At 73.7% G+C, this 21,259-nt stretch carries 17 protein-coding genes; 11 read left to right on the top strand and 6 right to left on the bottom strand.

Annotated elements, in window-relative coordinates; translation table 11 throughout:
• The first annotated feature begins 25 nt into the window (after window positions 1-25).
• Complete coding sequence (locus tag ACFVXH_RS36315) at window positions 26-1,267, top strand: hypothetical protein (protein WP_387830409.1); 1,242 nt, start codon at window positions 26-28, stop codon at window positions 1,265-1,267.
• Between the two features lie 91 nt (window positions 1,268-1,358).
• Here ACFVXH_RS36315 and ACFVXH_RS36310 read toward each other — a convergent pair whose 3' ends face one another.
• The gene (locus tag ACFVXH_RS36310) at window positions 1,359-2,660 is read right to left on the bottom strand and encodes an ABC transporter substrate-binding protein (protein WP_049649970.1); all 1,302 of its coding nucleotides are present in this window, start codon (window positions 2,658-2,660) and stop codon (window positions 1,359-1,361) included.
• 174 nt (window positions 2,661-2,834) lie between these two features.
• Here ACFVXH_RS36310 and ACFVXH_RS36305 point away from each other — a divergent pair, with 174 nt between their 5' ends.
• Both ACFVXH_RS36305 and purU read left to right on the top strand, forming a co-directional pair.
• Window positions 2,835-3,350 carry a hypothetical protein gene (locus tag ACFVXH_RS36305; protein ID WP_074005503.1) on the top strand — a complete coding sequence of 172 codons (516 nt, stop codon included), beginning with the start codon at window positions 2,835-2,837 and terminating at the stop codon, window positions 3,348-3,350.
• A gap of 141 nt (window positions 3,351-3,491) precedes the next feature.
• Window positions 3,492-4,355: a formyltetrahydrofolate deformylase gene (gene purU, locus ACFVXH_RS36300; protein WP_181970649.1), complete on the top strand. Its 864-nt coding sequence runs from the start codon at window positions 3,492-3,494 to the stop codon at window positions 4,353-4,355.
• 32 nt (window positions 4,356-4,387) lie between these two features.
• Here the strand turns inward: purU and ACFVXH_RS36295 are convergent, their stop codons facing one another.
• Both ACFVXH_RS36295 and ACFVXH_RS36290 read right to left on the bottom strand, forming a co-directional pair.
• Window positions 4,388-5,614, bottom strand: a complete 1,227-nt coding sequence (locus tag ACFVXH_RS36295; RefSeq protein WP_387830406.1) for a zf-HC2 domain-containing protein — start codon at window positions 5,612-5,614, stop codon at window positions 4,388-4,390.
• A complete protein-coding gene (locus tag ACFVXH_RS36290) occupies window positions 5,611-6,189 on the bottom strand; it encodes an RNA polymerase sigma factor (RefSeq protein ID WP_074005505.1) in 579 nt (192 codons plus the stop codon). The genes ACFVXH_RS36295 and ACFVXH_RS36290 overlap by 4 nt, the downstream gene beginning before the upstream one ends.
• 677 nt (window positions 6,190-6,866) lie before the next feature.
• On the opposite strand from ACFVXH_RS36290, the gene ACFVXH_RS36285 reads away from it, so the two are divergent.
• Window positions 6,867-7,340 carry an anti-sigma regulatory factor gene (locus tag ACFVXH_RS36285; protein WP_049658191.1) on the top strand — a complete coding sequence of 158 codons (474 nt, stop codon included), beginning with the start codon at window positions 6,867-6,869 and terminating at the stop codon, window positions 7,338-7,340.
• Window positions 7,341-7,744: 404 nt separating this feature from the next.
• On the opposite strand, the gene ACFVXH_RS36280 is transcribed toward ACFVXH_RS36285, so the two are convergent.
• Window positions 7,745-8,827 carry a GlxA family transcriptional regulator gene (locus ACFVXH_RS36280; RefSeq protein WP_387830403.1) on the bottom strand — a complete coding sequence of 361 codons (1,083 nt, stop codon included), beginning with the start codon at window positions 8,825-8,827 and terminating at the stop codon, window positions 7,745-7,747.
• A gap of 120 nt (window positions 8,828-8,947) precedes the next feature.
• Between ACFVXH_RS36280 and ACFVXH_RS36275 the strand changes: the two genes are divergently transcribed.
• The 5 genes from ACFVXH_RS36275 (at window position 8,948) to ACFVXH_RS36255 (ending at window position 16,127) form a co-directional block, all read left to right on the top strand.
• Window positions 8,948-10,264: an MFS transporter gene (locus tag ACFVXH_RS36275; RefSeq protein ID WP_074005507.1), complete on the top strand. Its 1,317-nt coding sequence runs from the start codon at window positions 8,948-8,950 to the stop codon at window positions 10,262-10,264.
• An 80-nt stretch (window positions 10,265-10,344) separates the two neighbouring features.
• Window positions 10,345-10,875, top strand: a complete 531-nt coding sequence (locus tag ACFVXH_RS36270; protein ID WP_074005508.1) for a GNAT family N-acetyltransferase — start codon at window positions 10,345-10,347, stop codon at window positions 10,873-10,875.
• Between the two features lie 114 nt (window positions 10,876-10,989).
• Window positions 10,990-11,334 (top strand): DUF4229 domain-containing protein, encoded by a 345-nt coding sequence (locus tag ACFVXH_RS36265; RefSeq protein WP_380718657.1) that lies wholly within the window; start codon window positions 10,990-10,992, stop codon window positions 11,332-11,334.
• A gap of 29 nt (window positions 11,335-11,363) precedes the next feature.
• The gene (locus ACFVXH_RS36260; RefSeq protein ID WP_387830398.1) at window positions 11,364-12,530 is read left to right on the top strand and encodes a LacI family DNA-binding transcriptional regulator; all 1,167 of its coding nucleotides are present in this window, start codon (window positions 11,364-11,366) and stop codon (window positions 12,528-12,530) included.
• 222 nt (window positions 12,531-12,752) lie between these two features.
• On the top strand, window positions 12,753-16,127 hold the full coding sequence (locus ACFVXH_RS36255; protein ID WP_387830395.1) for an SdrD B-like domain-containing protein: 3,375 nt from the start codon (window positions 12,753-12,755) through the stop codon (window positions 16,125-16,127).
• Window positions 16,128-16,225: 98 nt separating this feature from the next.
• Here the strand turns inward: ACFVXH_RS36255 and ACFVXH_RS36250 are convergent, their stop codons facing one another.
• A complete protein-coding gene (locus tag ACFVXH_RS36250) occupies window positions 16,226-17,434 on the bottom strand; it encodes an MFS transporter (RefSeq protein WP_387830392.1) in 1,209 nt (402 codons plus the stop codon).
• 486 nt (window positions 17,435-17,920) lie between these two features.
• Between ACFVXH_RS36250 and ACFVXH_RS36245 the strand changes: the two genes are divergently transcribed.
• Window positions 17,921-19,267, top strand: a complete 1,347-nt coding sequence (locus ACFVXH_RS36245; protein ID WP_049655677.1) for a dicarboxylate/amino acid:cation symporter — start codon at window positions 17,921-17,923, stop codon at window positions 19,265-19,267.
• Window positions 19,268-19,611: 344 nt separating this feature from the next.
• On the opposite strand, the gene ACFVXH_RS36240 is transcribed toward ACFVXH_RS36245, so the two are convergent.
• A complete protein-coding gene (locus ACFVXH_RS36240) occupies window positions 19,612-19,815 on the bottom strand; it encodes a cold-shock protein (RefSeq protein ID WP_045692393.1) in 204 nt (67 codons plus the stop codon).
• Between the two features lie 486 nt (window positions 19,816-20,301).
• Here ACFVXH_RS36240 and ACFVXH_RS36235 point away from each other — a divergent pair, with 486 nt between their 5' ends.
• A complete protein-coding gene (locus tag ACFVXH_RS36235) occupies window positions 20,302-21,222 on the top strand; it encodes a menaquinone biosynthetic enzyme MqnA/MqnD family protein (protein WP_074005512.1) in 921 nt (306 codons plus the stop codon).
• The last annotated feature ends 37 nt before the right edge of the window (window positions 21,223-21,259 follow it).

Raw genomic sequence — 21,259 nt, 5'->3', positions numbered from 1 at the left:
GGTCCTGCACAGGTGAGGAATCGCGTTGAGTCAGCGCCGCTCGTACCCGAACTCCGGTGACTTCAACCTGGACGACCTGTTCCGCCCCGAGCCCGGCCAGCCCCAGGGCCAGCCGGGCCAGCCGGGCCAGCCGGGCCCGCCGCAGGCCCACTCGGCGGTGCCGCCGGTGGGACAGCCGTCCGGGCAGCCGGAGTACCTCGGCGAGGGCGCGCACGCGCTGCCGACCCAGGCCATGCCCGCGCAGCCGATGCCCGGCCAGTCGATGGCGGGCCAGCCGATGCCCGCGCCGAACGCCCCGTGGGGCGCGCCGCAGCCCGGCTACGGCGCCGCGCAGCCCGGGTACGGTGCGCCGCAGCCCGATCCGGCCCCGGAGACCCAGTACCTGCCGCCGTACCCCGGCGGCGACCCGCAGACGGCCGGCTACCCGGCGGCGCAGGCCCAGCCCGGCTACCCGCAGCCGCAGCCCGCGCCGGGGTACCAGGCCTACCCGCCGGCCGCGCAGCCGCAGCCTGCCTACCCGGCGCAGGACTACCACCAGGGCTACGCCCCGGAGCAGGGGCAGGACTACGGCCAGGGCTTCGACGCGACCCAGGCGGGTGGCTCTGGGCGGGGCGGGCGTCCGTCCAACAAGCTGATCATCGGCGGTGTGGTGGCGGGCTGCGCGGCGGCCGGCATCCTGGTCGCCGTCCTGATGAACGGCGGCAGCGAGCCCACGGACGACACCAAGAAGACCGGCCCGGTGGCCGCCACCGCCGGCGCCACCGGCACCGGCGCCCCCGGGACGGCGAGCGCGAGCGGCTCCGGCGCGGCCGTCGACCCGGACGTCAAGGCCCAGGCGCAGCCGCTGTCGGACCTGCTGGGCACCGCGAGCGACAGCCGCAGCTCGGTGGTCTCCGCGGTCGCCTCGGTGCAGAAGTGCGACAAGCTGCCCGAGTCCCAGCAGGCGCTGACCGCCGCGGCCGGCAAGAGGCGCGAGCTCCAGAGCAAGCTCGGCCAGCTGAAGACCGACAAGCTGCCCGGCGGCCAGCAGCTGGTCGACCAGCTCAACGCGGCCTGGACGGCCTCGGCCCAGGCCGACGACGAGTACGCGGCCTGGGCGCAGGACGCCCAGGGCGGCTGCGACGCGAAGAAGCAGGACAACCCGCACTACAAGAACGCCGTCCAGGCCAGCGGCACCGCGACCACCGCGAAGAAGCAGGCCGCCACGCTCTGGAACACGATCGCCGCCCAGAGCGGACTGCCCAACCGGAACGACGGCGACCTCTGAGCGGCGGCGCCCGCTGAGCGACGGCGGCCCCTGAACGACCGGAGGGGACGGGCCCGAGGGCCCGTCCCCGCTCCGCTCCGGGTGGCGCGCGTCAGGCCGGCGGACGGCCTCCGGTGAGCGTCCAGCGGATGTCCACGAAGCCCGGCTGCTGCAGGGTCATCCGGCCGTTCCTGACCACCTGGTAGGTGACCCAGGTGTTCACCAGCCGCGGCGACCCGCTGCTGGGCAGCATGTTGGTGGTGCCCCAGTTCAGCGGCGGGGTGATCCCGACGTCGATGACCTCGCCGCCGTCCAGCAGCGAGGAGACGGCCTTCGAGGAGACCGGCTTGCCGGCCTCCGCCAGCTTCTGCACCGCCGTCCGGAACACCTCGTACGCGACCCAGGTGGTCTGCACGCCCGGGTCGGAGACGTCGATCGGGTGCCCGTTGGTGGTGTCGGTGCGCACCACGGCGCGCAGCCCGTCCCAGATCTTCGCCGACTCCGGCGGGTACCAGCTGGTGACGTAGGCGCCGCCGAGCGGGCCGGAGTCGCCGCCGGTGGAGTCCACCACCGACTGCTGGACGCTGCCGATGATCGAGGCGATCCGGGTGTTCTTCGGGTTCAGCCGCCGGTAGGAGTCCAGCAGGTTGCCGGTCGGCTCGGCGGCCAGGGCGCTGGTGACGCAGGTGCCCGGCTCGTCCTTGCCGATCGCCTTGCGGACCACCGGGGTGTAGTCGGAGGACTGCTCGGGCGCCTTGACGTCCGTCAGCCGGATCCCGGCCGGCCGCAGCGCGGTGCCCAGGTAGCCGAGCAGGTTGTCGCCGGCCGGGGTGTCCGGGCGGACCAGGGCGACGGACTTGCAGCCGGCGTCCACCAGCTGGCGGCCGTTGCCCGCGATCAGCGCCGGCATGCCGCCGTCCACCGGGTAGGACAGCGGGCTGGCGAACTCCGGCTGGGAGAGCCCGTAGCCGCCGATCAGCGGGATGCCGGCGCGCTCCAGCACCGGCATGAACGCCTCGCCCCACTGGCTGTACGAGCCGATCACGGCGACCGCCTTGGCGTCCACCGCCTGCTGGGCGCAGGCGCGGGCACCGTCCACGGTGTTGTGCTCGTTGCAGGTGATCACGCGCAGCCGGTGGCCGTTCAGTCCGCCCTTGGTGTTGACGTCCTGGCCGATGGCGGAGGCGAGCGCCGTCATGCCCGGGCGGTCGGCGGAGCCGGTGCCCGCCGGGGCCCAGGTCATCACGGTCAGGTCGCTGCCACTGGTGGAAGCATCGGCCGATCCGCCGCACGCGGAGGCCGAGAAGAGGGTGGGGAGCAGGACCGCGGCGGTGGCGGCGGCTGCGATCGGGCGTCGGCGGCGGCGTCGCACGATCGGGGGACGGGCCTGGAAGGAGTCCCTTCGGCTGGTCATCGGTTTTCCCTCTCTGGGGCGCCCTCCGGCGCACCGGAGCAAGCCAAGCCCCGGCGCCGCAAGCCGAGAGGGCCGAAGTGCGAACGGACGGCAAACGGACGCCGAAATCCGGGGCGGTACGCGTGTAGATCGCGAGTGGAGCACGAACAGACGGGGAACGTACGATCGTTCACCATGTCCGCCAGCACAGATTCTTCGTATCGGTCCACCCGAAACCCTTCTCGTCCGGGCCACCGCTCCAGCACGATGGGCGGCATGCCGCTCAACGACCTGCCCTGGTGGCGCTGGCGAGCCCGAATGCGCTCGGCGCTGCACATGCTGTCCGACCCCGGTTTCCAGCACGAGGCCTGGCTGACCGGCCGGGAGGGGTACGGCGACGTGACCGACGCCGTCTACCGGCTGGTCGAGGACACCTGGCTGGACCACTGGTCGGCCGAGAAGTACGTCGGGACGATCTTCCGCGACGCCGCCGAGGCCGCGCTGGTGGACGTCGCGGTGCTGCGGGCCGTGCAGATGCTGCACGAGGTCGGTGCGGACGCGCCGGCCTCGGCCTACCTCGGCCACCCCGGCTGGCCGGAGACCGTCCGGGCCGCCCGCGAGGCGCACGTCGCGATGGCCGTGGGCGACGGGGACGACCCGGACGCGCCGCCGAAGTCGCTGGACGTGCTGCGCATCCTCACCCGGGTCTGACCGCCGGGCGCCGCCGTCCCGCAGTAGCAGCCGCCCCGCGGCAGCAGCCGTCCCGCAGTACGGGCAGCGGGACGGCGCATGTCCGGGATGTGACACGCTGGACCGTCCACGCACGTCACGACCTAGAACGGGATACCCCCAGTGCAGCAGCCGGCCGGCGCCCAGTACGTCCTCACGCTGTCCTGCCCCGACAAGCAGGGCATCGTCCACGCTGTCTCCAGCTACCTCTTCATGACCGGCTGCAACATCATCGACAGCCAACAGTTCGGGGACGGCGACAGCGGGCTCTTCTTCATGCGGGTGCACTTCTCCGCCCCCGAGCCGGTCACCGCCGACAAGCTGCGGGCCAGCTTCGCCGCGATCGGCGCCTCCTTCGGCATGGACTGGCAGATCCACCCGACCGAGCAGCGGATGCGGATCGTGCTCATGGTCAGCAAGTTCGGGCACTGCCTGAACGACCTGCTCTACCGCACCCGGATCGGCGCCCTGCCGGTGGAGATCGCCGCGGTGGTCTCCAACCACACCGACCTGAAGGACCTGACCGAGAGCTACGGGGTCCCGTTCCACCACATCCCGGTCACCAAGGACACCAAGGCCGAGGCCGAGCAGCGGCTGCTCGACCTGGTCGCCGAGGAGAACGTCGAACTGGTCGTGCTGGCCCGCTACATGCAGGTGCTCTCCGACCAGCTGTGCACCGCGCTGTCCGGCCGCGTGATCAACATCCACCACTCCTTCCTGCCGAGCTTCAAGGGCGCCAAGCCGTACCACCAGGCGCACGCGCGCGGCGTGAAGCTGATCGGCGCCACCGCCCACTACGTCACCGCCGACCTGGACGAGGGCCCGATCATCGAGCAGGAGGTCGCCCGGGTCACCCACGACGTCAGCCCCGACCAGCTGGTCGCGCTCGGCCGGGACGTCGAGTGCCAGGCGCTGGCCCGCGCGGTGAAGTGGCACAGCGAGCACCGGGTGCTGCTGGACGGGACCCGGACGGTCGTCTTCGCCTGAGGCGCGGCGCGGCGCCGGGGCCCTGGGGCCCGCTACGGCCTGGAGAGCAGCGGGAGCGCGTGCAGCACCTCGCGGACGGCGGCCCGGTCGCCGTGGGTGCCGACCGGCAGCCGGTCCGGGTCGCGGTGCGCCGCGGCCAGCTGGCACAGCTCCAGGCCGTCCAGCACCATCGAGGCCACCGGCTCGGTGCCGTCTCTGCCGGCTCTGCCGTCGGTGCTGTCGGAGCCGTCGGTGCGGAAGCCGTCGCCGTCGAGGGGGACCAGCCACTCGCCGCCCGCCGGGCCGTCGACCATCAGCCGCACCCGCCGGGCCGCCTTGACCCCGCCCACCGGCGCGGCCGGCACCCCGGCGAACTCGGGGCGGGCCGCGCGCAGCCCGGCCAGCGCCCGGGGGAGCAGCCGGACCACCAGCTCCACCATCTGCCGCAGGTGCTGCGGCGCCGGCGGGTCGTACGGGTAGGCGACCGCCCGGGCCACGTCCTCGCCGTGCACGAAGCACTCGAAGGCGCGGTCCACGAAGGCGTCGCGCAGCGGCAGCACCGTGAAGCCGTAGTCGACCGGGGTGTTGCCCTGCGGCCGGAGCGCGGCCCCGCGCACCAGGTCGTGGGCCTGCCGCCGCCAGCGGGAGCGCACCGACTGCGGTGCCAGACCGCGCTGGTCGGCGACCAGCCGGGCGGTGCGCGCGGTGATCGCGGCGTACGGACCGCCCTGCGCCGGAACGCGCGGCACCGCCGGACCGGCGGCCGGCTCCTGCGGCGGCACCCGCCGCCCGATCCGCGCGGCGGGCAGGCCCGGGGCGGCCGGCACCGGGTCGGGCAGACCGAGCGCCAGCGCCAGGAAGCCGTCCACCGCGGTCAGATGGCCGAGCACCTCGGCCGGGCGCAGCCACTCGGTGCCGCCGTGCCAGGGCAGTTCGGCCACCTCCTGCCACTCCTCCGGGCCGAGGTCGCGCAGCAGCGCGTCGAGCTTGGCGGTCTCCGCCGTGTACGGCATCCCCCAGACGGGGACGGGCAGTTCGGCCGGCCGACGGGCCAGGCACCAGTCGAGCACCTGCTGGCGCAGCGAGCCGGGCTGGTCCAGCGGCTCGTCCAGGGAGAGCCAGCCGGCCGCCTCGCGCAGCCGGGCCGCCTCCTCGGCGCACTCCCGGCAGTCGCGCAGGTGCTGCTCCAACTCGGCCGCCTCGCGGGCCGGGCAGGCGCCGAGGGCCCACGCGCCGAGCAGCGAGCGCAGGGCGTCGTGCTGCTCCTCAGTGCTGCTCACGTCTCCCCGTCCCCGTGCCCGATTCCGTCCCCGGCTCCGTCCTGGCGGGCGCGCTCCTCGGCCAGTTCGGTGGCCAGCAGCTCCAGACCGAGCCGCATCCGCTGCTTGGCGACCTGTTCGCTGATGCCGAGCAGCCGGGCCGTCTCGTGGTAGGTGCGACCGTCGTAGTAGGTCACCGCGATGGTCTCACGCAGGGGTTGGGGCAGGGAGTCGACCACGTACTGCATCCGCGCGGCGGTGGCCACGGCGCGGATCTCGGCCTCCGCGCCCGGTCCGCGGTCGGCGGCCCGCCGCGCCCGCAGCCGTTCGACCGCGCGGTGGTGGGTCAGCGCGCCGAGCCAGGAGCGCAGCGATCCCCGGGCGGGGTCGAAGTCCTCGGGGTGCTCCCAGACGTGGGCGAAGACCTCCCGGGTGAGCTGGGTGGCGGCGGCCTGGTCGGCCAGTATCCGCCCGGCCAGGCCGTGCACCATCGGCGCGAGCTGGTCGTAGAGTTCGCCGAGCGCCGTCTCCTCGCCGCGGGCGAGGCGGCGCTGCAACTGCTCGTCCCAGCGCGGGGTCCGCTCCGGGGTGGCCATCGGGAACCACCCTCCTGACGGGTTCGCTGGCGTACCCAACGGTATCCCGCGGCCGGGCGGTGCCGGGGGCGATTCCGGCAAGAACGGAACCGTTCCCCACGGATCGCCGTCCTCCTGGACGTGCTCCCCGGTCCGGTCCGCCGACCCCGGGGCCGGACCGTCGTCCTCCGGGACGGGCCGCCGTCCTCCGGGACCGGACCGTCGGATGGTGCGACGGTCGGTCGATGTGACGGCAGGGGCGGCGGGGGCGTCCGTCGGCGCCGCCGTACGAGCACCGTCGGACACGCGCCGCACGGGTGGTTCGCGAGTGGCGGGCGGGGCGCCCGGGGCGCGCGGCGGTAGGTTCCCGACCGCGGGACCGGCAGGTCGGCCCGGGTCGGACGATCACCGGTACGAGGCTCGCGAGCGTGAGCGGGACAGTATGCACCGCGCTGTCGCCCGATCGCCGGAATATGCCCGAAGCGCTTGCTGCGTTCCGTCCCCCCGCCCATCCTGAGGCGTATTCGTGTCGCGGCCGGTGCCCGACCGACGAGACGGCGCGGACGAACGGGCGCGGGCGAACGGATCGCGCGGGCGCCCGGGCACGGCTCGGGCGGCACCGGGCGACGGGCTCGGGCCCGCCGGCCGGTCCGGCCCGACCGGGACTCAGCCGAACTGCGAGTGCGGGTGGTGGAGCGGTGCAGGTTCTTCAGGTACAGCTGGCGGTGCAGGCTGACCCCGCCGAGGTCGGTCGGGCCCGCCGGTGGGTGCGCTCGCGGCTGCTGAACCACGGGGTGGACCCGGACGCGCCGATGGCCGAGACGGTGGTGCTGGTGGTCTCGGAGCTGGTGACCAACGCCGTGGTGCACACCGGCTGTCCGGCCGTGCTGCGGCTCTGTCTGCCGGTGGCCGACGGCCCGCAGGAGGGCGGCCCGGCCGCCCCGCTGCGGGTGGAGGTCGCCGACGCGAGCCAGGCCCCCCCGGCCCCGCGGCACGCGGGCGCGGACGAGGACGCGACCAACGGGCGCGGCCTGGAGCTGGTCGAGCTGCTCTGCGAGCGCTGGGGCTGGTACCCGGACGGCTCGGGCAAGCGGGTCTGGTGCGAGATCGGCAGTGACGCCCGGCCGACCGAGCCGCTGGCCGACGTGGACTGGGCGGCTTTGGCGCAATAGCGGCTTTCGCGGCGGCCGTCCGCGGGTGCCGATCACCGGTGCTGATCACCGGCCGAAAGGTGACGCAACCATTCCGAATTTCGGACTACCCATTGACGTGACGTATCCGACTGATCACTCTTGGGTGCGGCGCTCCGTTGCGAGGGGACGCCGAGGGGACGTTCGTCCACCGTCGCGGTGCTGCTGTCCAGGGGATTCGTGCCAGCAGGGGGGATCGCGGACGGTCGGCCACGGGCCGCTCCTTGGCGAGTGCGGAGGGTGTGGCGCGGACTCAGGGCTCGCGCGCCGCGGTTGGATGGCGGCCTGCCGTGCCGTGCTCGCAGTGCGCTCGGCCTGCCGCCATCCAATGCGTCGCCCCCGTGCGACGGGATCCGGCCACCGGTCGGTCCGTTCCCAGACTTCGCTCAGGAAGCCCGCCGGACAGGACTTTCGGCGACGGCGGGGCTCTGATGGCCGGTGCCGCTCTCGTGGCCGGTGCCGCTCTCGGGGAGGGCGCTGCTTTCGGGAAGGGCGCTGCTTTCGGGGAGGGCACGGAAGGTGCGCCGGTAGGCGCTCGGCGCGACGTCGAGCCGGCCGCGCAGCTGGAGCCGCAGCGAGGCGGCGGTGCCGAAGCCGGACTCCCGGGCGACCTGGTCGATCGTCAGGTCGGTCCGCTCCAGCAACTGGCGGGCCCGCTCGGTGCGCTGGGTGGTGATCCACTGGCCGGGGCTGGCCCCGGTCTCCTCCCGGAAGCGCCGGGTGAAGGTCCGTACGCTCATCCCCGCCCGGTCGGCGAGCTGCCGCAGCACCAGCGGCCGGTCCAGGTGCTCCAGCGCCCAGGCGCGCACCGCGGCGGTGCCGCTGTCGCCGGGGTCCACCGGGCTCGGGGCCTCCACGTACTGCTTCTGGCCGCCCTCGCGCCACGGCGGTACCAGGCAGTTGCGGGCCACCGCGTTGGCCACCGCGCTGCCGTGGTCGCGGCGCACCACGTGCAGGCAGAGGTCCACCCCGGCGGCCACCCCGCCGGAGGTGAGGACGTCGCCGTCGTCGGTGTAGAGCACGTCGGGATCCAGCCGCACCCGGGGGAACAGCTGGGCGAAGCGCTCGGTGTAGCGCCAGTGGGTGGTGGCCGGGCGGCCGTCCAGCAGGCCGGCGGCGGCGAGCACGAAGGAGCCGGTGCAGATCGACATCAGCCGGGTGCCGGGCCGGATCCGGGCCAGCGCGGCGGCCAGTGCCGGGGTGAAGCAGGTGTCGGCGACGGCCGGGCTGGAGTCGGCGGAGGCCGGGATCACCACGGTGTCGGCCCGCTCCAGCAGTTCGGGCCCGTGGTCGACGACGATCCGGAAGTCGGCGCTGGTGGCGACCGGCCGCCCGTCCAGGGTGCAGGTGGCCACCTCGTACAGCGGCCGCCCGGCCGGGTCCTTGGCGCCGCCGAAGATGCGGGCGGGGATGCCGAGTTCGAAGGCGATCACGCCCTCCAGGGCGAGTACCGCGACCAGGTGTGCCATGCCGTCCCCTCGGATGTCGGTGGGTCCGGGCCAGCCTACGTCGGACCTTGGCCCGATTCTTGCGAAAGCTGTCATTCAGGCCACTCGTCCGGCGCCGGGCGGCCCGGAACACTCGTTCGCGTGACCGAACGCCGTGTCCTCGCCCCCGCCTCCCGCTCCGGACCGCCCGCCCCGGCCAAGCGCCCCCGGGTGCACTACGCCTGGGTGGTGGCCGCCGTCTCCCTGCTCGTCCTGCTCGGCTCGGCCGGCTTCCGCTCCACGCCGAGCCTGATGATGGACGCCCTGCACAACGAGTTCGGCTGGTCGCTCGGGACGATCTCCAGCGCCACCTCCGTCAACCTGACGCTCTACGGCCTCACCGCCCCGTTCGCCGCCGCCCTGATGGACCGTTTCGGGGTGCGCCTGGTGGTGGTCTGCGCGCTGCTGACCATCTCGGTCGGCGCCGGGCTGACCATGCTGATGCGCGAGCCCTGGCAACTGGTGCTCTGCTGGGGCGTGCTGGTCGGCCTCGGCAGCGGCTCGATGGCCGGCGCCTTCGCCACCACCATCACCGGCCGCTGGTTCCAGGCCAGGCAGGGCCTGGTCACCGGGGTGCTGACCGCCGCCGGGGCCGCCGGGAACCTGGTCTTCCTGCCGGTCGGCGCCTGGCTGGTCGAGCAGCACGGCTGGCGCTCGGCCGTGGTCGTGGTCTCGCTCGCCGCCAGCGCCGTCGCCGTCCCGGTCCTGCTGCTGATGCGCGAGCGGCCCGCCGACGTCGGCCTGCTCCCGTACGGCGCGACCGAGGCCCCGCCCGCGCCGGTGACCGAGGGCCGCGCCCTGACCCGCTCGCTGAAGGTGCTCCGGGACGCCGCCCGCACCCGGGCGTTCTGGCTGCTGGCCGGCTCCTTCGCGATCTGCGGCGCCACCACCGCCGGCCTGGTCGGCACCCACTTCATCCCGGCCGCGCACGACCACGGCATGCCGGTCACCACCGCCGCGAGCCTGCTCGCCCTGATCGGCGTCTTCGACGTGGTCGGCACCGTGGCCAGCGGCTGGTTCACCGACCGGGTCGACTCCCGGCTGCTGCTCACCGTCTACTACGGGCTGCGCGGCCTGTCCCTGCTCCTGCTGCCGCAGCTGATGGCCGGCACGCTCCAGCCGCCGATCCTCGCCTTCGTGATCTTCTACGGGCTGGACTGGGTGGCCACCGTGCCGCCGACCGTCGCGCTGTGCCGCCGGCACTTCGGCGGGGACGCCCCGATCGTCTTCGGCTGGGTGCTCGCCGCCCACCAGATCGGCGCGGCCGTCGTCGCCGGACTGGCCGGCCTGGCCCGCGACGCGCTCGGCAACTACGACCTCACCTGGTACGGGGCCGGCGGGCTGTGCGCGGTCGCGGTCGGGCTCTGCCTGGCGCTGCGCACCGGGCGGACCGACCGGGCGGTGCCGGCGCTGCCGTGACGGCCGGTGCTCCCGGCGGGCTCCGGTGACGGTCGGTGCCCCCGGCGGGGCTGTCGTACCGGAGGTCTAGGCTCCGGTCCATGGCCGCCCTGACCTTCACCCTGGACCCGAAGCCCGACCCGGACCTGCGGACGGACATCGTCCGGCTGTGGGTCGACGTCACCAACGCCGGCGGGGCGGTCGGCTTCGTGGCGCCGGTCACCGAGGAGGAGGTCTGGGACACCGCCGACCACCAGTTCGCCGGGATCGCGCCGGACGGTCCGGACCGGCTGCTGGTCGCCCACGAGAGCGGGACGGGTCGGCTGGTCGGCGTGCTGTTCTTCGAGTCGATGCGCTTCGACCTCATGGAGCACTGGCGGATGCTCAAGCGGGTCATGGTGCACCCCGACTTCCAGGGCCTCGGCCACGGCGCCCGGCTGCTCGCCGAGGCCGAGCGGGTGGCCCGGGAGTGGGGCCTGGAGTCGCTGCGGCTCACCGCGCGCGGGGGCCAGGGGCTGGAGCGGTTCTACGCCCGCAGCGGCTACCGGGAGGTCGGCCGGGTGCCGGCCGCGATCCGGGTCGCCCCCGGGGACGACCGGGACGACATCACCATGTGGCTCGACCTGCGCTGACACCGGCCCCGGTCGGGCCGTCCGGGCCGGACCGGGTGCCCCGTGCCCCGTTCCGGCTGTCAGGCATGCTTGACTGGAGGACCGGCCCCAGCGCAACGAAGAAGGATGTGTCGAGTGACCAGCAACGGCCCGGAGAAGTCGCACGCCACGCTCCGCTACACCTCCATGCGGGTCAGCATCTTCCTCGGCTGCCTGCTGGTGGCCCTGCTGCTCGGGCACTTCCAGGTCATCCCGGTCAGCGGTGAGGCCGGCATGATCTTCCTCTTCCTGCTGGCCGCGCTCGCCTCCGCGCCGCTCAGCTACGCGCTGCTGGGCAGGCAGCGCGACGCGATGTCCGAGCAGATCAGCGGCAAGGTCTCCGGGATGCGCAGCCGTACCGCCGAGCGGATCGCCGCGCAGAACGCCGAGGAGGACGCCGCCGACGACGCCGCCCGCGCGGCCACCGCCGGCCAGAGCTGACCCCGGCCCCGCCCGCGAGCGCAGCCGCCGTGCCCGCCACCCGAGACTCCGTGCCGTCCGAGCCGCCTTCCGCCGAGCCGCCGTCCGTCGAGCCGCCGTCCGTCGAGCCGTCCGAGCCGCCTTCCGCCGAGCCGCCGTCCGCCGGGCAGCCGTCCGTCGAGGCGGCGCTCGGCACCTGGCCGGCCCCCGTCCGCCGGCCCACCGGCCGGGACGTGGCCCGGCTCGCCGGGGTCTCCCAGGCCACCGTCTCCCTGGTCTTCTCCGGCGCCGAGGCCGGCCGACGGGTCTCCGAGGCGACCCGGGAGCGGGTCCGGGAGGCCGCCCGCAGCCTCGGGTACCGCCCGCAGGCGGCCGGCCGGCAGCTGCGGCTCGGCCGCAGCGGGATGATCCTGCTGGCCGTGCCGAACCTCCAGGGCCCGTTCTTCGGCCGGGTGCTGGAAGGCGTCCACGAGGAGGCCGGCCGCAACGGCCTGGCCGTCGTGGTCAGCTCCGGCTGGGGCAGCGCCACCCTCGCCGAGGCCGCCACCGCGGGCCGCTTCGACGGCCTGCTGATCTGCTCCCCGGACGACAGCCAGCTCGGCGAGCTGCCCGCCGACACCCCCGCCGTCTTCCTGGACGCCGACCCCGGCACCGACCGGGCGCGTCCGACCGTCGAACTCGACGTGGCCGGCGGGATGCGCGCCGCGGTCGAGCACCTGGTCGCGCTCGGCCACCGCAGGATCGGCCGGCTGCGCTCCAGCCACTCCGCGTACACCTTCCGGGTCCGGCAGGCCGCCTTCGAGCAGGCCGTCCGTGAACTCGGCCTGGACGTGGTGGAGTTGGGCGTGAGTCTGAACGACGGACATCGGGCCGCGCGGGCCGTCGCGGGCCGGCTGCTGGAGCGGGCGGACCGGCCGCGCGCGGTGCTCTGTGACGACGACGTGGTCGCCTCCGGGGTCTACCAGGCCGCCGCGGAGCTGGGGCTGCGGGTGCCGGAGGACCTGTCGGTGGTCGGCATGGACAACGTCGCGGTGGCCGCGCTGCTCGCCCCGCCGCTGACCACCGTCGACCTGCCGGGCGAGGAGCTGGGCCGGGCGGGCGCGGCCGCGCTGGCGGCCCTGCTGCGCGGGGAGCGGGTGGCGCCGGTCGCGCCGCTGGCGACCTCGCTGGTGCTGCGCTCCTCCACGGCGCCGGCCGGTTCGGCTTCGACGGGCTGATCACGGTCCGTCACCACTGGGTGGCGCCGCTCCGTCCGGATTGCCCCCGTATGGCCCTCAGGTGGCTCACAGATGCCCCTCGGATGCGTTCAGAATTGCTCCAATCGGGTGAATAATCCTCATTTACTCTCGCGCCGTACCTCCATTCGGATTAACAGAGGGTGAGATTCCAGGATGCGGACGCTCCGATCAATACCCTCACCCTCGTCCAAGGCGGGCCGGATGGCCACCGCCCTGGGCCTCTTCGCGGGCACGCTGCTCACCGGCACCCTCACCGTCCCGACCGCCCAGGCGGCCGTCGGCTTCACCAAGACGGTGGACAAGCCGACGGCGGCGCCCGGCGAGAACGTCACCTACACCCTGCGCTACACCTGCTCCGTCACCGACTGCGCCAACGGCCGGATCACCGACACCCTCCCGGCCGGGATGGAGTTCGTCGGCTGGACCCCGGACGCGAGCACCGTCGACGTCGCGGGCTCGACCGTCCCGGCGGCCGGCACCGTCGGCGGCACCCTCGACATCAGGCTCCTCACCCTCACCCCGGGGACCACCGCGACCGTCAAGGTCGTCCTCAGGTTCCCCAACTTCACCACCCCCAACGGCACCAAGGCCGTCAACTCGGCCACCCTGACCGCCGACGGCGAGCCCGAGCAGTCCGGCTCCGCCACCACCGGCGCCGTCGTCCAGCCCGACTACAAGGTCACCAAGGGAGTCCAGACCAGCAGTCAGGACGGCCGCTCGGTCACCTACCAGTTCAGCGCCTGCTCCACCAGCGGCGTCCCCAACGTCGACCTGGACGCGAGCCGGCTGGTCGACACCCTGCCGCCCGGCGCCGTCGTCGACACCGGCCGCTCGCCCGGCTGGACCCAGGACCCGGGCAACCCCGACCGCTGGGTGTTCGACATCGGCGCCTTCCGGGCCGGCAACGGCCAGGCCGGCTGCCGCAACCCCGGCGTCCTGGTCGTCAACTACCCCGACCCGGCGTTCCCCAGCGGCACCACCTCCACCAACTCGGTGGTCCTGCAGGGCGACCCGCTCGGCCCCGAGGGCATGCGCGACCTGTCCGACGCCACCGCCGTGTCCCCGGTCTTCCAGCCGCCGACCACCGGCATCCAGGTCACCGCCTCCAAGGTCTGGCAGGACCAGGTGGTCTCCGGCGACATCGCCTCCTTCAGCCTCCACGCCGTCAACACCGCCGGCCCCGTCACCCGCCTGGTGATGACCGACCCGGGCGGCGGCACCACCACCGGCCTCTACAACTGGCTGATCCCCCAGTCCATCCAGCTGGAGGCCTGGAACCCCGCCACCATCGGCCTCACCCTCCAGTACCGGCTCGACGGCGACCCGACCTGGCGGACCTTCACCCCCGGCAAGCCGTTCGACGGTTCGGGCAGCCGCCGGATCACCTTCGCCGAAGGCGCCGGGAACCCGGCGAACGACGTGCTCGGCCTCCCGGCCGGCCGCCGGCTCGACGGGCTGCGCTTCGAGTGGAACGGCCCCGTCCCCACCGGCTGGAGCCCCGGCAACGCCGTCCAGGTGCTCTCCCAGGTGGTCACCCCCGGCCACGACGGCCGCACCGCCCCCGGCCCGCTGCACAACTGCGTGGACGTGACCGGCACCGACGCGGCCGGCGCCACCGCCTCGGCGAACGCCTGCGCCGACACCACCGTCTCCGCCGCCACCAACCTGGGCGCCGCCAAGACCACCGTCTCCGGCGAGGTCCTCGCCCCCGGCGGCATCGCGACCTTCCAGCTCACCCCGTACAACCGCACCGGCCGCACCCTGGGCACCCCGCTGGTGATGTACGACCTGCTGCCGCCCGGCCTCGTCTACCAGGACGGCAGCGCCCGGCGCGACCCCGGCTACCCGGAGTCCGTCGCCCCGAGCTCCGTCCAGGTGCTGCCCGGACCGGACGGCCGCCAACTGCTCAAGCTGACCTGGCCGGCCGGCGCGCCCGACATGACGTACCTCAACGACCACCGGGCCTACCGCACCCTGATCGACGTCCAGGTGGCCGGCAGCGCCAGGCCCGGGACCCTCACCAACGACGCGTACGTCACCACCGAGGGCGCCGGGGAACCCGTCGCCTGCTCCTACTTCGGCACCGACAGCGGTGTCCCGGACACCCACGACCTCGACGGCGACGGCAACACCACCGAGACCATGTGCCACGCCTCCTCCCGGGTCGAGGTGCAGGTCCCGGCCGTGCTGCGCTCCTTCAAGGAGGTCAAGGGCGACCTCGACCAGGACTACGCCACCACCGGCACCACCACGCCCGGCGGCGGCCTCTCCTACCGGCTGACCGTCCGCAACGACTCGCCGGACCCGGTCACCGACTTCGTCGCGTACGACAAGCTGCCCACCCCCGGCGACTCCTACCTGCTGCGCCCGGACGTCCCGCGCGGCTCCGCCTGGACGCCCTCGCTCACCCGGCCGCTGACGTCCAGCGACCCGACCGTGGCGATCGAGTACACCACCTCGCCGAACCCCTGCCCGACCGGGCCGATCACCGTGCCCGGGCCGTGCGACGCGAACGCGAAGTGGAGCACCGACTTCCCCGGGCCGGGCAACACCACCTGGTTCAAGGTCAGCCGGCCGGGCACCCTGCCGTCCGGCGGACTGTTCACCCTGACCTGGCCGATGGTCGCCTCGGTGGACGCCGGCAACGCCGACTTCGCGTGGAACAGCTTCGCCTACACCGCCACCGACTCCACCGGCAGCCCGCTGCTGCCGGCCGAGCCCGCCAAGGTCGGTGTCGGCGTCCAGGCACCCGCGCCGCCGGACAACGCGCTCGGCGATCACGTCTGGGCCGACCGCGACGGCAACGGCGTCCAGGACCCCGGCGAGAACGGGGTCCCCGGCGTCCGGGTCGAGCTGCTGGACGGGACCGGACAGCCGGTCCGGGACAAGCTGGGCAAGCCGGTCACCACGGTGACGGACGCGGACGGGAACTACCTGTTCGACAAGCTGCCGGACGGGGAGTACGCGGTGCGCTTCGACCTGACGACCGCTCCGGCGGGCGCCAGGGCCACCACGCGGCACGCGGGGAAGGACCCGGCGCGGGACTCGGACGCCGACCCGGCCACCGGGACCACCCAGACCGTACGGCTGTCGGGCGGGGCCCGGGACCTGAGCCTGGACCTGGGGCTGGTGCCGGCGGACGAGCCGACGCCGACGCCGACGCCTACGCCTACTCCGACTGCGACCCCGACTTCGACGCCTACGTCGACTCCGACGGGTTCGCCGACGCCGACCTCGTCGCCGACTCCGACGAACTCGCCGTCCCCCACGGGTTCGCCCACGAGTACGCCCACCGGTTCGCCGGCACCGACGGACTCGACCTCGCCGTCGGGCGGCCCCACCGGCGGTCCGTCGGACGGCCCCTCGAACGGCCCGTCGTCGAGCGAGCCCCCGAGCACGGGTGAGCCCGGCGCGCCATCGCAGGATCCGCAGCGGCCGTCCCCGGACCGGGGCGGCGGCGAGCTGCCGCACACCGGTGGGCCCGGTCTGCTGCCGGCCGCTCTCGGTGCCGCCGCCCTGGGCCTCGGCGTGCTGTTCACGGTGGTCGCCCGGCGCCGTCGGGGCCGCCACAGCTGACCGCGCGTGGCTGATCACCCGTAGGTGAAGGACAGGAAGGACAAAGACCGCGCCCGCCGGCCAGACCACCGGCGGGCGCGGTCGTTCGTGGGGGCGGGTCAGCCCACCGGGACGGGCTGCTCGGCGGGGGCGACCGGCGCCGGGTGGAACCAGCGCCGGGCGCCGAACAGCAGCAGCCCGCCGAGCGCGATGCCGCCCACCGCGCACAGGGCCACCGGGCGCAGCGAGTCCTCGGCGAGCTTGCCGGAGACGGCGTAGCCGAGCGAGTTGCCGGTGGCGAACAGCGTCACCAGCCAGGCGAAGGCCTCGGTGACGGTGCCGGTCGGCGCCAGTTCGGCGACCAGTACGAACGCCGCCGCCAGCAGCGGGGCCAGCATGATCCCGGAGAGGAAGGCCAGCGCGGCCATCGGGTACGGCCCGGGCAGGGCGATCAGCGGCAGGTAGGAGGCGGCCATCGCGAGGGCCATCATCCAGGTGCGGGTGGCCGTGGTCTGCCGCCAGCTGACGGCGCCGTAGGCGAGTGCGCCGAGCAGGCCGCCGAGCGCCGCCAGGGCGAGCAGGGTGCCTCCGCCGCCGGGCAGCGCGCCGACGTTCCGCTCGGCGTAGGCGATGAACAGCACGTTCTGCGCGCCGACGGCCCAGCCGGCCCCGGCCAGTCCGACCAGCAGCAGCACCAGCCCGGGGGAGCGCAGCGGTCCGAGCAGTCCGGCGGACTGTTCCCGGGCCGGGGCCCGCCAGGACCGGGCGGGTCCGGTGGTGGCCACGATCAGCGCGCCGGCCAGTCCGAGTCCGGCGGCCACCCAGAGCGCGGCGACCGGGCTGAACAGTCCGGAGATGGCGGCGACGGCCAGCGGGCCGGCCACGTAGAGGATCTGCTGGGAGGCGGAGTCGAAGGCGTACGCGGTGTCGAGCTGCTTCTCCTCGACCACGTCCGGCCAGAGCGAGCGCAGGCAGGGCTCCAGCGGGGGCATGGCGAGGCCGGCGATCGCGGCCCCGACCGGCGCGCCGACCGCGGAGCCGGGGGCGAGGGCGAGCAGCGCGTACCCGCCGCCGGCCACCACGGCGGAGGCGAGCAGGACGCGCGGCTGTCCGGTGCGGTCGATGATCCGGCCGAGCACCGGCCCGCCGACGGCGGCGGCGATCGCGTAGCAGGAGGTGGCCAGTCCGACCCGGCCGTACGCCACTCCGGCGTCGCGCAGCGCGAGGGCGATGACGAGGGCGGTCATGCCGGCGGGCAGGCGGCCGAGCAGGGTGCCGAACAGCAGGCGGGTGACGTGCGGGGCACGGAGCAGGGCGAGGTAGCCCATCGGCGTCCTCTCCGGGTGGGCAGGCAGGGGCGGGGACGCCGCCAAAGTTATACGTATAACCTTTCAGTGGTCAATCGGACCGTCGAGCCGTCCTGATGGGGCGTCAGCTTCGTTCGTGTCCGGAGCGCGGGTTCGCGGCGGGGTTCGGGTGGGCAGGAACTCTCCGTGACCTCAAACAAGTACTTTGAACATCTCAAACCTTTGCTGCTAACGTATCGGCCATGACAGCCTCAGACGCACTGCGGATGCACGGCCCGGGCCCGCTGCCCGGCGCCGCCCGCCCGTGTGCTCTGACCGGTGCTGTGGACAGTCCGCGCCGTTGTCGCGCCATGGGCCGTTGCCGCGCCATGCGCTGTACCGCCCCGAGCTGTACCGCGGCGGCACGCCCCTGATCGGGGGCCGACCCCTTCGTCCGGCCCCGCGCCGTGCCGCCTGCTCCGCCCCCACCTCACCGTCAGCAACGCCCTCCCCCGGAGACGCTCCCCCATGTCCACAGCGCCCGAGGCGACCTCGTCGCCGTCCGTGCTCGCCCGCATCCGCAAGACGCCCTTCTGGGTGCAGATCGTCGCCGGCCTCGTGCTCGGGGTCGGCCTCGGCTACCTGGCCCGCGCCGCCGACATCTCCTGGCTGGCCACCACCCTGGAGACGATCGGCAAGATCTTCGTCCAGCTGCTCAAGGTCGCCGTCCCGCCGCTGGTGTTCACCGCGATCGTGGTGAGCGTCGCCAACCTGCGCAACGTCACCAACGCGGCCCGCCTGGCCACCCGCACGCTGCTCTGGTTCATGATCACCTCGCTGATCTCGGTCGGCATCGGCATCGGCCTGGGCCTGCTGACCAACCCGGGCGAGGGCACCAACCTGAAGACCGAGGGCCTCAAGGCGCTCGACTCCAAGGGCACCTGGATCGACTTCCTGACCGGGATCTTCCCGACCAACATCGTCGACTCGTTCGCCAAGGTGAACGTGCTCCAGATCGTCTTCCTGGCGGTCGTGGTCGGCGCGGCGATCATCAAGCTCGGCGCCAAGGCCGAGCCGGTCCTCAAGCTCAGCGAGTCCGTGCTGGAGCTGACCCAGACCGCCCTGTGGTGGGTCATCCGGCTCTCCCCGCTCGGCACCCTCGGCCTGATCGGCAAGTCCGTCGCCAAGTACGGCTGGGACCTGCTGAAGCCCTTCGCCACGCTGACCCTGGACATCTACCTCGGCTGCGCGCTGGTGCTGTTCGTCGTCTACTCGCTGGTGCTGCGCTTCGCCGCGGGGCTCAACCCGCTGCACTTCTTCAAGGGCGCCTGGCCCGCCATCCAGCTGGCCTTCGTCTCCCGCTCCTCGGTCGGCACCCTGCCGGTCACCCGCCGCGTCACCGAGCGCCTCGGCGTCCCGAGCGAGTACGCGTCCTTCTCCGTGCCGTTCGGCGCCACCACCAAGATGGACGGCTGCGCCTCGATCTACCCGGCCGTCGCCGCGATCTTCGTCGCCCAGGTCTTCAACATCGAGCTGGGCATCAAGGACTACATCCTGATCGCCTTCGTCTCGGTGGTCGGCTCGGCCGCCACCGCGGGCCTCACCGGCGCGATCATCATGCTGACGCTGACCCTGTCCACCCTGGGCCTGCCGCTGGAGGGCGTCGGCCTGCTGCTCGCCATCGACCCGATCCTGGACATGATGCGCACCGCGACCAACGTCGCCGGCCAGGTCGTCGTGCCGATCGTGGTCGCCGCCCGGGAGAAGATCCTGGACGTCGCCGCGTACAACAACCCGTCCGGGGACCTGTACGAGGAGGACGCCAAGCCGGCCGTCGTCGCCGCCCAGGGCGGAGCGGCCACGGCCGCGGCCTGAGGCTCGTTCGGCCTCCGGTCCGGCCGCTCAGCCGGAGGCCGAATGCCCGATCGGACGCCAGAGGGGACGTCCGATCGACCGGACGGAAAGGGCCCTCTCCCGGTGACGGGGGAGGGCCCTTTCCGCATTCCTTTTCTCCGCACCCGAACTTCCCGGCCCGAACCACCCGTTCGACGTTCGAGTGACGTTCGAGTGGAGTTCGGCCGGAAGGCGTTCGAAAAGGCAGGGGGCCCGCCGGACGGGCGGGCCCCCTTGGGTACTGCTCTTGTGCTCATGGTGGCGGCTGTCGGGAGCCGCCGGCGGACCCGTCGGGGTCCACGAGCGATCAGATCATCAGAGGATGGTCAGACAGCGGTGACGTTCTCCGCCTGCGGGCCCTTCGGGCCCTGGGTGACGTCGAAGGTGACCGCCTGGTTCTCCTCCAGCGAACGGAAGCCGTTCGCGTTGATGGCGGAGTAGTGGACGAAGACGTCCGGGCCGCCGCCCTCCTGGGCGATGAAGCCGAAGCCCTTCTCAGCGTTGAACCACTTGACGGTTCCCGTGGCCATGCCGTTCTCCTTGCGAGGCGTGTCGGGGGCCACACCGTGTGGCACCCGGTCCGCTGCGCTGATCGCCCTGCCTCCGGACGTGTCCGAAATTTTTCGATATTGCTGAAAAACTACAAAAAGCCTGCGGTTACATGCTCCGCAGGCTTCAAGTACTGCAAGGGGAATCAAACTGCAACTGAGGGCAACGCTAGCATGCGGCCGCTGTGACGACCAGAGGTCACTTACGGCGTGGAAGGCGCGTGTCGTAGGGCGGTCCTGAGGCGCTCACAGGGGCCGGGCGCAAGGCTGTTGCGGGTGTTCGCCGGGTCGGTTGCCGGGTGGCCGTCGGCCGGTCGGGAGGGTGTGCGTCAGGCCGTTCGTCAGGGTGGGGGCGGGCGCGGAAAGGCCCGCCGGCGGCGCGTGAAGGCGTGTCGGGTGGCCGGTGCGAGCCACCGCCGACAGCAGGCATACGCTGCGGGGAGGCACGAACAGCAAGGGAGCGGCGCAGTGGCAGCACCGGAAGCACGAACACCGGACGCGCGGACGCGGGAGCCCCGGCAGGACACCCCGGTCAGGCCGCGGGTCGGCCACATCCAGTTCCTGAACTGCGTCCCCCTCTACTGGGGGCTCGCCAGGACCGGCAACCTGCTCGATCTGGATCTCACCAAGGACACCCCGGAGAAGCTGAGCGACCAGCTCGTCGACGGCGCCCTGGACATCGGCCCCATCACCTGCGTGGAGTACCTGCGCAACGCGGACGACCTGCTCGTCCTGCCGGACATCGCGGTCGGCAGCGACGGCCCGGTGATGTCCTGCCTGATCGTGAGCAAGGTGCCGCTCGCCGACCTCGACGGCCGCCGGGTCGCCCTCGGCTCCACCAGCCGCACCTCCGTACGGCTCGCCCGGCTGCTCCTGGAGGAGCGCGAGGGCGTGCGCCCGGACTACTTCAGCTGCCCGCCGGACCTCGGCTCCATGCTCGCCGAGGCCGACGCCGCCGTCCTGATCGGCGACCCGGCCCTGCGCGCCTACCTCGGGCAGGCCGCCGACCTCGGGCTGACCGTCCACGACCTCGGCGAGATGTGGAAGGAGTGGACCGGACTGCCCTTCGTCTTCGCGGTCTGGGCGGTGCGGCGCGAGTTCGCCGAGCGCGCCCCGGAGATGACCGCCGCGGTGCACCGGGCCTTCCTGGAGTCCCGCGACCTGTCGCTGGTGGAGGCCACCAAGGTCGCCGAGCAGGCCGCCCGCTGGGAGACCATCGGGGCGGACGTGCTGGAGCGGTACTTCAGCGAGGCGCTCGACTTCTCGCTCGGCGAGCGGCAGCTGGCCGGGGTCACGGAGTTCGCCCGGCGGGTCGCGCACGACAGCGGGTTCGCCCCGGACGTCGCGGTGCGGCTGCTGGAGCCGGCGGCGCTGCCGCTGGGGTCGTAGGGCCCGTCCTCGCCCCCGCCCGCGGGGCGACGGGAGT

It is taken from the genome of Kitasatospora sp. NPDC058184 (genome assembly GCF_042883725.1).
In the GTDB taxonomy this organism is placed as follows: domain Bacteria; phylum Actinomycetota; class Actinomycetes; order Streptomycetales; family Streptomycetaceae; genus Kitasatospora.
The sequence above is the reverse complement of the archived record's forward strand: the minus strand, read 5'-3'. Positions and strand labels throughout refer to the sequence as shown.